16 protein-coding genes are annotated in these 11,920 nt (G+C 37.3%); 10 read left to right on the forward strand and 6 right to left on the reverse strand.

Going from position 1 to position 11,920, the window contains the following annotated elements:
• Window positions 1-54 precede the first annotated feature (54 nt).
• The gene (gene lolA1 / locus IEX65_RS03505) at window positions 55-702 is read left to right on the forward strand and encodes an outer membrane lipoprotein periplasmic chaperone LolA1 (protein ID WP_188764626.1); all 648 of its coding nucleotides are present in this window, start codon (window positions 55-57) and stop codon (window positions 700-702) included.
• 68 nt (window positions 703-770) lie between these two features.
• On the opposite strand, the gene IEX65_RS03510 is transcribed toward lolA1, so the two are convergent.
• Window positions 771-1,502, reverse strand: coding sequence for a hypothetical protein (locus tag IEX65_RS03510; RefSeq protein WP_188764627.1), 732 nt, complete (start codon window positions 1,500-1,502; stop codon window positions 771-773).
• A gap of 169 nt (window positions 1,503-1,671) precedes the next feature.
• On the opposite strand from IEX65_RS03510, the gene IEX65_RS03515 reads away from it, so the two are divergent.
• Both IEX65_RS03515 and IEX65_RS03520 read left to right on the forward strand, forming a co-directional pair.
• Window positions 1,672-2,274 carry a 3-keto-disaccharide hydrolase gene (locus IEX65_RS03515; protein WP_188764628.1) on the forward strand — a complete coding sequence of 201 codons (603 nt, stop codon included), beginning with the start codon at window positions 1,672-1,674 and terminating at the stop codon, window positions 2,272-2,274.
• Between the two features lie 94 nt (window positions 2,275-2,368).
• Window positions 2,369-3,628, forward strand: a complete 1,260-nt coding sequence (locus tag IEX65_RS03520) for an MFS transporter (RefSeq protein WP_188764629.1) — start codon at window positions 2,369-2,371, stop codon at window positions 3,626-3,628.
• A gap of 56 nt (window positions 3,629-3,684) precedes the next feature.
• Here the strand turns inward: IEX65_RS03520 and IEX65_RS03525 are convergent, their stop codons facing one another.
• The 3 genes from IEX65_RS03525 to IEX65_RS03535 all read right to left on the reverse strand — a co-directional run bounded on the left by IEX65_RS03525 (window position 3,685) and on the right by IEX65_RS03535 (window position 6,650).
• Window positions 3,685-4,059, reverse strand: coding sequence for a co-chaperone GroES (locus IEX65_RS03525; protein WP_188764630.1), 375 nt, complete (start codon window positions 4,057-4,059; stop codon window positions 3,685-3,687).
• A 157-nt stretch (window positions 4,060-4,216) separates the two neighbouring features.
• Complete coding sequence (gene feoB, locus IEX65_RS03530; RefSeq protein ID WP_188764631.1) at window positions 4,217-6,325, reverse strand: ferrous iron transport protein B; 2,109 nt, start codon at window positions 6,323-6,325, stop codon at window positions 4,217-4,219.
• A 97-nt stretch (window positions 6,326-6,422) separates the two neighbouring features.
• The gene (locus tag IEX65_RS03535; protein WP_308424940.1) at window positions 6,423-6,650 is read right to left on the reverse strand and encodes a FeoA family protein; all 228 of its coding nucleotides are present in this window, start codon (window positions 6,648-6,650) and stop codon (window positions 6,423-6,425) included.
• Between the two features lie 206 nt (window positions 6,651-6,856).
• On the opposite strand from IEX65_RS03535, the gene IEX65_RS03540 reads away from it, so the two are divergent.
• The 5 genes from IEX65_RS03540 to IEX65_RS03560 all read left to right on the forward strand — a co-directional run bounded on the left by IEX65_RS03540 (window position 6,857) and on the right by IEX65_RS03560 (window position 9,479).
• The gene (locus IEX65_RS03540) at window positions 6,857-7,519 is read left to right on the forward strand and encodes a heme exporter protein CcmB (RefSeq protein WP_188764632.1); all 663 of its coding nucleotides are present in this window, start codon (window positions 6,857-6,859) and stop codon (window positions 7,517-7,519) included.
• Between the two features lie 81 nt (window positions 7,520-7,600).
• Entirely contained in the window at window positions 7,601-8,260 is a 660-nt protein-coding gene (gene ccsA, locus IEX65_RS03545; protein ID WP_188764633.1) for a cytochrome c biogenesis protein CcsA, read from the forward strand.
• A gap of 31 nt (window positions 8,261-8,291) precedes the next feature.
• The gene (locus tag IEX65_RS03550) at window positions 8,292-8,495 is read left to right on the forward strand and encodes a CcmD family protein (protein WP_188764634.1); all 204 of its coding nucleotides are present in this window, start codon (window positions 8,292-8,294) and stop codon (window positions 8,493-8,495) included.
• Window positions 8,496-8,590: 95 nt separating this feature from the next.
• The gene (locus tag IEX65_RS03555; protein WP_188764635.1) at window positions 8,591-9,037 is read left to right on the forward strand and encodes a cytochrome c maturation protein CcmE domain-containing protein; all 447 of its coding nucleotides are present in this window, start codon (window positions 8,591-8,593) and stop codon (window positions 9,035-9,037) included.
• A gap of 55 nt (window positions 9,038-9,092) precedes the next feature.
• Complete coding sequence (locus tag IEX65_RS03560; protein WP_188764636.1) at window positions 9,093-9,479, forward strand: thiol-disulfide oxidoreductase DCC family protein; 387 nt, start codon at window positions 9,093-9,095, stop codon at window positions 9,477-9,479.
• 45 nt (window positions 9,480-9,524) lie between these two features.
• On the opposite strand, the gene IEX65_RS03565 is transcribed toward IEX65_RS03560, so the two are convergent.
• Entirely contained in the window at window positions 9,525-9,803 is a 279-nt protein-coding gene (locus IEX65_RS03565; RefSeq protein ID WP_188764637.1) for a type II toxin-antitoxin system RelE family toxin, read from the reverse strand.
• Between the two features lie 10 nt (window positions 9,804-9,813).
• Window positions 9,814-10,023, reverse strand: a complete 210-nt coding sequence (locus tag IEX65_RS03570) for a hypothetical protein (protein WP_188764638.1) — start codon at window positions 10,021-10,023, stop codon at window positions 9,814-9,816.
• A gap of 191 nt (window positions 10,024-10,214) precedes the next feature.
• Between IEX65_RS03570 and IEX65_RS03575 the strand changes: the two genes are divergently transcribed.
• Together IEX65_RS03575 and IEX65_RS03580 are read left to right on the forward strand one after the other, a co-directional pair.
• The gene (locus tag IEX65_RS03575) at window positions 10,215-10,661 is read left to right on the forward strand and encodes a LexA family protein (RefSeq protein WP_188764639.1); all 447 of its coding nucleotides are present in this window, start codon (window positions 10,215-10,217) and stop codon (window positions 10,659-10,661) included.
• Entirely contained in the window at window positions 10,661-11,920 is a 1,260-nt protein-coding gene (locus tag IEX65_RS03580) for a Y-family DNA polymerase (RefSeq protein WP_188764640.1), read from the forward strand. The genes IEX65_RS03575 and IEX65_RS03580 overlap by 1 nt, the downstream gene beginning before the upstream one ends.

Genomic DNA, 11,920 nt, shown 5'->3' on the forward strand with positions numbered 1-11,920 from the left:
TTTCCTGAAAAATACATCTAAACCATTATTGGAAGAAAATTAACCATTATAAAGATGAAAAAAATACTTGTTTTAACTGCGAGTTTATTGATTGTTAGTAGTTTGGTGATGGCTCAGAAAGACAAAAAAGCGACTGCGATTTTGGATGAAATGAGCAAAAAATACCAAACAATGAAGTCTTTTAGTGCTTCATTCACTTACGGAGTAGAAGGAACAAACGCCAAATTGACCGAATCTTACAAAGGAGATGTAACTGTAAAAGGTGCAAAATTCCGCTTGAAAATGTTAGGACAAGAAGTTTTCACCAACGGTAAAGAGCTTTACAGCTACACTAAGGAAACCAACGAGTGCCAAGTTTCCGACTTTAATCCTGCCGAAATGGATGCACTTTCGCCGACAAAAATTTATAGCATCTACAAAAAAGGTTATAAATATGTATTTGTAGAAGAGGTTAAAGAAGGTAGCCAACTGTATGAAGTAATTGAGCTTTCACCAGAAGATAAAGGAAGTAAGGTAGCGAAAGTACAAATCAAAGTTGATAAAAAAGATAAGTCGGTAAAATCTTGGAAAGTATGGGACAAAAATGGCAAACGTACGGTTTTCCGTGTTGATAAATTTATGGCCAATGCTCCTGCTGACGATAAAATCTTCACATTCGATAAAAAGAAATATCCAGGCGTAGAAGTTGTCGATTTACGATAGTTTTCTCTCTAACAAAAAAGTCCTGTTTTCGATGAAGACAGGACTTTTTTTGTTCGTTAAAGATTCCACTAATTGGTCTTCTCAAACTTTGGTGCTTTGCTGTCAAATTTGAAGTAATTTCCAACTACCGATGCGGCATTTCCAAAACCACAATCATAAGCCTCGTTTAAATAAATGATGTTTGCCCCGCCCTCAAAGAAAGATATTTTTAGTAAACATTTACCAAATTCGTTGTTTTCGTAAATGGCTTCGTTTCTTACTAATTTCAATGAAGTTTTTTCGATAATTGCCTGATTATAACTCGGTGGTCCTTTCACGGCTTGAATTTCCAAGATAATTTTATCTTTCGCTACTTGCTGCACATACATATTTCCAGTACCGCCGTCTTTACCGAAACTGTAAGCATACGAGCCAGTAGCCGATTTTAGTTCTGGTTTATCAATTTCGGTTAAAGCTGTTTTTTTGATGCTAAATTTCATCTCTTTCCCGCTCGGGCTCGACCAAGTACCGCTTATTTCATCTCCTTTTTTTGTTCCGTAGTATAAGCCTGTAATTTCGGTTTTCTCACCAAATTCATGCAACGAAAACTCATCCCCTTCCAACGAGCCAATAACTCTTATCGGCTGTCCTACTCGCTTATACATCAATGTTCCATAAACTAAATTGGCATCGAATGTCAAAGAAAGGCTAATTGGAAATTTGTTAATTACGCCTTCGTAGGTCTGTTGAGATAGCTTTGTTTGGGCGAAACCAAAACCCTCTATCAATAAAAAAACGACCAATAAAAAGATTCTCTTCATGCTATTTCTTATAAATTTGGGTAAAATTTTTATTGAATATAACGTCTATTCATTCGGTAAATTGAGTAAACAACAATATTCGGTTAAATCATAGCCAAAGATAAAGATTTTCGCTTTTCTTTGTAGAAAAAATATTCTTCCATAACCAAACTATCAACACTAACACGACATGAAACTTAAATTAAGTCTCTCGTTATTCATTTTACTATCGCTCTCAGTAGCGACCTTCGCTCAGAAAAAACAAACCCTATTTAACGGTAAAGACCTAACAGGTTGGAAAATATACGGCACCGAAAAATGGTACGTAGAAGACGGTCTCTTGGTTTGCGAAAGCGGCCCCGACAAAGAATACGGCTACTTAGGAACAGAACAAAAATTTAAAGACTTTGAACTTACACTCGAATTTAAGCAAGAAGCCAACGGTAATAGTGGCGTCTTTTTTCATTCATCAATCGAAGGCACAAAAATATCGGGCTGGCAAGCCGAGGTTGCCCCTCCAGGGAGTTCAACGGGTGGAATTTATGAGTCTTACGGACGTGGTTGGTTGATAAAACCTGAACCAGAAAAAGATAAAGCCTTGAAAATGGGCGAATGGAACAAAATGACCGTGAAAGTTGTGGGAAATGTTGTGACGACATTCTTGAATGGCACACAAATGATTACACTCGATGATGCAAAAATCGGTGGAAAAGATGGCTGTATCGCTCTGCAAATCCATAGCGGAGGCGGAATTAAAGTAAAATGGCGTAAAATTAAAATAAAACAATTATAATTATTTAAGTCCACGGTCTATCAGCATTCCGCATCATAAAAACTGTGGACTGTTGACCATAGACCGTGGACTAAATAAAAACCTAAACCTATTTATGAATCAAGAAAAAACTACTTTTCAGCATCTTTTTAGCTTGCCTGTAGTTGTGGCAGCATTGGGCTATTTTGTTGATATTTATGACCTTCAGCTCTTCGGAATCGTGCGGGTTCAGAGTCTTGAAAGTCTTGGGCTCACGACCAAAGAAGAAGTTTCGTCAATCGGTACGACCATCATTAATTTTCAGATGATTGGTTTGCTCCTCGGTGGAATTTTCTGGGGAGTTTTAGGAGATAAAAAAGGCCGTCTTTCGGTGCTTTTTGGGTCTATTATTACTTATTCATTGGCCAATCTTTGCTGTGGAATGATTCCGCACATTGAATTTATGGATAAAATAGAAGCTTACAAATGGCTACGTTTTATTGCTGGAATAGGCCTTGCTGGAGAATTGGGAGCTGGAATCACACTCGTTTCGGAGGTGCTTCCCAAGCAACTTCGAGCCATTGGCACATCTTTGGTGGCGGGAATTGGGCTACTGGGTGCGGTGGTTGCTACTTTCACCGTAAAACTCTCAGGCGATTGGACAATTGCTTATTTCATAGGTGGAGGCTTGGGCATTGCATTATTGCTGCTTCGGGTTGGAGTAATCGAGTCGGGTATTTTTAAAGATGTAGTTGGCAAAAAACATGTTGAAAGAGGAAATTTCTTTGCATTTTTTACCAATTGGGAGCGTTTTTTAACGTACATGAAATGTATCGGAATCGGAATCCCACTTTGGTTTTGTATCGGAATTTTGGTTTATCTGAGCAATGAATTTGGCGAAGCCTTAGGAATCACCGAAAAAATCGACCCAGGTTTATCAATCATGTGGGCTTATGTCGGCATTTCAGTTGGCGATTTTCTGAGTGGTTTTTTCAGTCATGCCCTGCATTCTCGTAAAAAAGCCATTGGCTTTATGATGACATTTGCTTTGATATGTATGATTATTTTATTGTTTTCAGGCTTAATAAAAAGTGCTTCTTTATTTTATGCCTTGTGCTGTCTATTAGGTTTTGGAAATGGATTTTGGGCAATGTTTGTAACCGTTGCTGCCGAGCAATTTGGCACCAATTTACGAGCAACGGCCGCCACTACTATTCCGAATATGGTTAGAGGCTCGGTGGTTTTGATGACTATCTCATACAAATTTTTAAAGCCGACGCAGGGTATAATTATGGCAGGAGCAATCGTTGGTTTCATTTGCTTTGCCATTGGATTTTATTCTGTACTTACCATTTCTGAAACGCATGGTAAAGATTTAGATTTCTTGGAGGAGTAAAACTTCTAAAAGCATAGTAAACACAAAAGAGCGATGAAAATCATCGCTCTTTTGTGTTATAAATCTTCAAATCGCTCCAACATCAGAATGGCTGCTTGTGGGAGAATCACATATTTTTCACCCTCATATTGCACTTCTATGGCATGGCGTTGGAGATAAATTGCCAAATCGCCTTCTTGGGCTTGGAGTGGCATATATTTTACTTTTTCTTCCGTTTCTTTCCACGGCTCATCTTCTGTTTGGGTTGGTAAAGGATAACCTGGCCCAACTTTAATAATGTATCCGCTTTGAATTTCTTCTTTTTCGGTAACGGTTGGTGGCAAATATAGTCCCGAATTTGTTTTGTCTGATGGATTTTTAGGCTTCACCAAAATCTTATCGCCTACTACAATTAATCTTTTCAATTTGTTATCTGATGTTACGCCAAGCATAAATTCAATTTTGAATGATAGAATGAGGGCCGCAATGGCTATTGAATGTTGAATAAATAAACTCTACACGAACCTAAACAGAAAATTATATATTAACAGTTCTCAATATTTTCAATTCTCTTGTCTTTTGTCTAAAATCTCTTGTCTAAAATTTAATTCAACTCAAAAACTGATAAATGGCAAATGCCGATACATACGCCAAAACCGACATATAAACCAACTGGATAATTGGCCATTTCCAACCTTTGGTTTCCCTGTAAACAACCGCCAGTGTACTCATGCACATCATGGCAAAAACATAGAATATCAATAACGAAAACGAGGTTGCTACCGAAAAAGTTGGTTGTCCAGTTTCTGCATTTACTTCATTTCTGAGGCGTTCTTTGATGGTTGTCTCGTTTTCGGCATCGGCTCCGATACTATAAATCGTTGAGACAGTTCCAACAAAAACCTCACGTGCCGCAAACGAAGTGATGAGTGCAATGCCTATTTTCCAATCATAACCTAATGGTCTGATGGCTGGCTCAATGAATTTCCCAAAATGACCTGCGTACGAATTTTCAAGACGAACTGAGGCAATTTTTGAATCAAGTTGACTTTGTTCGAGCGTTGGATTTTGTGCAATTACAGCCTTTTCTGCTTGTTCGATTTTATCACTTGGCCCGTAAGATGCCAATACCCACAAAACTATCGAAATGGCCACAATTACTTTTCCTGCTTCAAAAACAAAGGTCTTTACTTTTTCCAAAATCGTAAAACCTACTTGTTTCCAGCGTGGTTTTTTGTAGGTCGGAAGTTCCATGATAAAGTAACTTCTTTCGTTCGATTTTAGCATGAACTTCATCAACCAACCAGCCAAAAGTGCCGAGAAAAACCCCAACAAATAAAGACCCATTAAGGCCACACCTTGCATATTGAAAAAGCCCAATGCTTTGGTATTTGGCACAACGAGGGCAATCAGAATCGTGTAAATTGGCAAACGTGCCGAGCAACTCATCAATGGCGTAACCATTATTGTAATCAAACGGTCTTTCCATGAGCCAATCGTACGAGCCGACATAATGGCTGGCACCGCACAAGCCATACTCGAAATAAGCGGCACGACCGATTTTCCACTCATACCAAATCGACGAATAAGTTTGTCCATCAAAACTACCACACGAGCCATGTAGCCCGATTCTTCAAGAATAGAAATGAAGGCAAACAAAAACGCAATCTGTGGAATAAAAATCAGTACACCACCAATACCCGCAACCAAACCATCAGTCAGTAAGCTAACCAATTGGTTATCAGGTAAATTTGATTTCAGAAAATCGTTTACCATTGCTACTCCTTGGTCAATCAAGTCCATTGGAGCTTCGGCAATTGTAAAAACTGATTGAAAAATCAAGAATAAAATACCCAAGAAAATCACATAACCCCAAATTTTATGGAGCAAAATATGGTCGATTTTCTCAGTAATCGTTTCTTTTTTTACGCCTTCCTCAATAACCACTTCTTCCAATGTACCGCTAATATCACGGTAGCGTTCAATCGTCTCGCTTGATTGAAATTTATCGGCATTGAAATTGTGTTTCTTCACAATTTCTTCTAAATCCTTTTGTTGATTTTCGCCCAAAAACATTAATTTTTGAGCTTGTGCAGCGTACTGAAGAGCTAAATATTTATTCTCAACACCAAATTTTGATTTTACTTCTTCAAAAACTGTTTCAGTTTTTTTATCAAAACTTGGCGGATTGATGTGCGTTTTTTTGTGTTGAAGCTGATTGAAAATGGTGTGTTTCAAACCCTCAATTCCGATACCTTCACGAGCATTGAGTTCGACAACTGGAATACCCAAAATCTTTGAAAGTTTACCTGAATTGATAGAAATCCCCGATTCTTCGGCCACATCGAGCATATTCAATGCTAAAATTGCAGGTACACCCAAATCGCTGATTTGCTCAAAAAGTAGCATATTTCGCTTCAAATTTGAGGCATCGGCCACTACAACAGCTAAATCAGGATAATCAGGGTTTTTCGGATTGGCCAATACTTCAAGCACTACTTGCTCATCGAGTGAGTTTGGGTAAATGCTATACGTGCCAGGAAGGTCAAGAATCTCAACGTCCATGCTTCCGCTCAAACGGCAAAATCCTACTTTTTTATCTACCGTTACTCCTGGGAAATTTCCGATTTTTTGACGCAACCCAGTGAGTTGATTAAAAAGTGAGGATTTCCCTGAGTTTGGATTACCAAGAAGTGCAACTACTTGTTTATTTTTCACAAAATTTTCAACGATTAAATAGCCGATAACCGATATAAAACGGACGACTGTTTCTCTTCAACTATCTACAACTCAATTCTATCAGTCTGATAAACACTTATTTTATTACGATTGTTGCGGCCTCTCTCTTACGAAGCGAAAGATGATAACCCGCCACCGTAATACCGACAGGACAGCCCAACGGAGCAATAAAATCGAGACTAATCTCGGTATCTGGTAGGCAGCCCATTTCGAGCAACTTCAACGACATCGCATCATCTTTGAAGTGATTAATGATTCCCTTCTCCCCTACTTTTAAATCGGCAACAGTTTTTTCGGCTTGCACTATGCTTTATATTTTATTTAGACTGATTTCAAATAAACGTAAAATTACTTTTTTTGGTTCTAAAATAAAAATGATTTTCGTCAGTTGTTGTATCAATCCAAAAACAGAAAAATTATAGAAAAAGAATAAAAATCATAAAAAAGCTATTTGTTTGAGTAGTATCTTTGTGCATCTGAACGATTCTGGAGAATCGCTCCACATTAAAAATGCAAGAACTCAAAGCACTTATCGAAAAAGAAATCAGACTCGAATGGCGACAACGCTATGCCCTCAACGGTATGATTCTCTATATCGTAAGCACAGTTTTTGTCTGCTACATTAGTTTTGCTCTGAAAATTAAAGGCATTGAACCCATTACTTGGAACACACTTCTCTGGATAATTTTACTTTTTACGGCCGTCAATTCAATCACAAAAAGTTTTACACAAGAGCGAGCAGGCCGACAACTCTATTATTATACGCTGGCGAGTCCGCAAGGAATTATTCTCTCGAAAATCATTTATAATATTGTATTACTTCTAACATTGTCGTTGATAGGCTTGTTTATTTATATTGTTTTTTTGGGAAATCCCGTGCAGAATTTGGTGATGTATCTGACGGCCATCGTACTCGGAGCAATTGGTTTTTCTTCAACATTAACGATGGTAGCTGGCATTGCCTCAAAAGCAGAAAATACTTCTACTTTGATGGCTGTTTTGAGTTTCCCAATCATTCTACCGATGCTTTCAATGCTTATCAGACTATCGAAAAATGCAATGGACGGCTTAGAATGGAACACCAGTTATGACGAAATTTTGATTTTATTGGCAATTGATGCCATTGTGATAGCAATTAGTTATTTACTCTTTCCTTTTTTGTGGAGGAGTTAAAAATAATTAGAGAATGAATGAATTAGTGAATGATTGAATATTCCTAACTTAAAAAATCCCCATTGGGGAGCAGTGGTTTATATGAAAAAAACTTGGTGGAAAATTTTGTGTGTAGTCATACTTCTCTACACAATTATTCAAGGGCTTGGTGGAATTGTGCCACGTCAACCGATATTAAATGAAACTATTCGTAATGTTTATTTCCATGTGCCATTGTGGTTCGGAATGATGACATTAATGACTGCTTCTGTGTGGTTTGCCATTAAATATTTACGTAACGGAAATATCCAAGACGATGAATATTCAGTTGAATTTGCCAATGTTGCTATCTTTTTTGGTATTTTGGGCTTTATGACTGGCTCGCTTTGGGGACAATATACTTGGGGAGATTGGCTTCCGAAAGACCCAAAAATCATTGCCGTTGAGGTTGGACTTCTGATATACTCTTCTTATTTTATTCTGAGAAGCTCGTTTGAAGATGAACAACGAAAAGCCAGATTATCAGCCATTTACAATATTTTCGCATTCGCAACATTCATTCCATTAGTTTGGATTTTACCAAGACTGACCGACTCACTTCACCCAGGAAATGGCGGAAATCCAGCCTTTGGTAAATACGATATGGACAACTCTATGCGAATGGTATTTTATCCTGCCATTATCGGTTGGACACTCTTGGGCGTTTGGATTACGAGTTTACGCATTCGCTTACGTGTTATCGAACGATTGGGTTCAAACTAAATCTTTGTTTTACCGTTAAATTTCAACAATAATGAAAAAATTCATATCGTTTTTAGTAGTACTTCTTACTTCATTCAATGTGTTTGCTCAAGAAGAAGTACAAATGGCCGACCAAATGCGTGCTGATGGCAAAATTTGGGTAGTTGTTGCCGTAATCGCAATCGTATTTGTCGGAATTATTGCTTACTTAGTTTTGTTAGATAGAAAGATAAGTAAGATTGAGAAAAGTTTATAGTCGGCAGTCAACGGTCGATAGTAAAGACAAAATTGCAACATTATTTTCAACAAAAACTATTGTCTGTGGTCAGTTGACCGTGGACTCTCAATAATATGAAAAAATCACATATCATAGCACTCGGAATCATTGCGGTGGCAATCGCAATCATCATTTCAACTGTTGGTGATGCCAGTACTTACGTAGGTTTCAGCGAAGCTGAGCAAGTTGCCAAAGAAGGTAGCACTAAATCAATGCACGTGGTTGGATCTTTGAAAAAAGATGCTTCGGGAAATTTTGCAGGAATGGTTTACGAACCATCAGTTGACCCCAATCATTTTGAATTTGTGATGGTTGACTCATTAAACTATGAATCAAAAGTGGTTTATAACCAACCAAAACCAACGGATTTAGATAAATCTGAGAAATTGGTAGTTGTTGGTAAAATGGATTTAGCGAATAAGTGTTTCAAGGCAGACCAAATTTTATTAAAATGCCCATCGAAATACAACAATAATGAGCTAAAAGCCGAAGAACCAGCAAAGGCGGTTTCGATGAAATAATATTTAAGGAAGACTTCGTTCAAAACGAAGTCTTCCTTTTCTAAAGTAATTAACAATGACTATTCTATTCGATGGCGTTTGTAACTTTTGTAATGCTTCTATCAATTTCATTATTGACAGAGATAGTAAAGGCATATTCAAATTTGCAGCCTTACAATCAGAAATTGGTCAAGAACTACTCAAAAAATTTAGCTTAAAAACCAGCGATTTTGATAGCATTGTAGCCATTGAAGGCGATAAAGTTTATCAGAAATCAGATGCAGCTCTCGAAATCGCTCGTAGAATGGATGGAATTTGGAAGATTTTTTATGTTTTCAAAATCATTCCAGCTTTTCTCCGAAATCCTATTTATGATTTAGTAGCTCGCAATCGTTATCGAATTTTTGGTCGAACCGATGCTTGCCGTATTCCGACACCCGAATTGAAAGCAAGGTTTTTATAAGATATTTCAACAAAAAAATCCAGTGATGTTCGCTGGATTTTTTTGTTATTCATAAACTTCTTTGCGGTGGGCAATTTTAATGATAAAAATCACCAATACTTCATTTTCAATGGCATAAATTGCTCGATAATCTCCTATTCTTACTCGATAAACTTCTTCTAATTCTATACCCAAAGACTTCGGATTTACTAATTTTTTCGTACCATTGACCGAATACGGATTCTCGGCCAAATCACTAAATTTATCTCTAAACTTTCTCACTACCTCTTTAGGCAGTTTTTCTAATTCCTTTAAGGCTTTTTTACTAATTTCAACTTTATACATTAGCCAAATCTTATTTTTTGGTTAGTATTTTGTCTGTTGCCTCAAAAAAATCGACTCTATCGTCATTCACTCTATCTTGAATAAGTAGTAAGTCTTTTATATCTTCAAAAAACGCTTTCATCAAAGGGGTTTTAAGGCTTATGATTGCTTCAGTCTCTTGGCCTTTTTCGTTTGTTACATATTTGATATTTTTTGATATTATTTCTGCGTAAGTTGCCATAAGTTATAACCTTTTTTGTCATACAAATATTTACTTTATTTCTGAATAAATCAACTTTATCCAGCTTAATTCTGCTATCACATCATTTTACATTTTATCAAAAAACCTCAACTTTCCACAAATTACTCAAGATATTTACCCTAACTAACAGCAAAATCAATATCTTAGCGATATTATTTTTCATCAACACCATGTCAGTCATCCAGATACAAGATTCGACCATTGATATTACGCCTCTTTCTGCCGAGACCGAGTTGAGATTACCCTTTGTTGATATTGGAATCAGTGCAGGGTTTCCTTCGCCTGCCCTTGATTTTACTGAATTGTCTATCGACCTCAACAAATACCTTATCAAAAACAAACCCTCAACTTTTTGCGGATTTGTGAAAGGTCATTCGATGAAAAATGTTGGGATTTTCGATGGAGATATTCTGATAATTGATAAAAGTTTAGAACCTATCAATAATAAAATTGCGGTCTGTTTTATTGATGGAGAATTTACGCTCAAAAGAATCAGAATCGAAAAAAAACAGTGTTGGCTACTTGCCGAAAACGAAGATTATAAACCCATAAAAGTTACCGAAGAAAACGATTTTATCATCTGGGGAATCATTACTTTTTCTATCAAATCTTTCTGATGTTTGCCTTAGTCGATTGCAATAATTTTTACGCATCTTGCCAACGAGTTTTTCAACCAAACCTCGTTGGTAAACCTATTGTTGTCTATTCCAACAACGATGGATGCGTGATTTCTCGAAGCAATGAGGCAAAAGCATTGGGTGTTCCGATGGGAGCAGCGGCCTATCAGTGGGAAAAGTTTTTCGAGCAAAATGGCATTGAGGTTTTCTCGGCCAATTTTGCACTTTATGGCGATATGAGCCAACGAGTAATGACCATTTTGAATGATTTTAGTCCAGAAATGGAAGTTTACAGCATCGACGAAGCCTTTATCAAATTTGAAGGCTTTGAGCGATTCAATCTCCAACACATAGGTGAATCAATGCACCACCGAGTAACAAAAGGCACAGGCATACCTATAAGTGTGGGCATTGCTCCAACCAAATCACTGGCAAAAGTAGCCAACCGAATAGCCAAAAAGTTCCCTGAACACACCAATAACGTTTATCTGATTGATGATGAAGAAAAACGGATAAAAGCCCTAAGATGGCTAAAAATAGAAGATGTGTGGGGAATTGGCCGCAAACACGCCAAGCGTTTGCAAGCCATTGGCGTAAAAACAGCACTCGATTTTACGATGCTTGATGATAAATGGGTGCAGGAAAACATGGCGATTGTGGGCCTACGCCTAAAACGTGATTTAGAAGGAAAACCTACGCTCGATTTAGAAGAAGCTCAACAAAAAAAGAATATCGCCATTACTCGTTCGTTTGAAGGCAATCATACCGAACGAGATTTTTTGGAAGAACGTATTTCAACTTTTGCGGTTACTTGTGCCGAGAAACTACGTTTGCAAAAATCTTGTTGTAATTCGGTCATGGTATTTATTCAAACCAATCGCCATCGGGTTGATTTACCACAATATAACCGAAATATTCTGTTGAATTTGCAATTTCCGACCAATTCGAGTATCGAAATTTCAAATTTTGCTTTGCAGGCTCTTTCAATTATTTTTCGGGAAGGTTACGAATACAAACGAGCGGGCGTAATTGTGCAAGACTTTACGGATGAAGATGCAACGCAAATTAATATCTTTGAAAACAGCGATGAACGTCACAAAAAATTGATGCAATCTATTGATAAAGTTAATGCAATGTTTGGCCAGCAAAAAATAAGATTAGGGTCGCAAGACCCTAAAAAGACTTGGAAAATGAAGCAAGAAAAACTTTCGCCCAACTATACCACAAAGCTATCTGATATTATTGTGATTCGGGTATAA

The organism is Emticicia aquatilis (genome assembly GCF_014644295.1).
GTDB lineage: Bacteria > Bacteroidota > Bacteroidia > Cytophagales > Spirosomataceae > Emticicia > Emticicia aquatilis.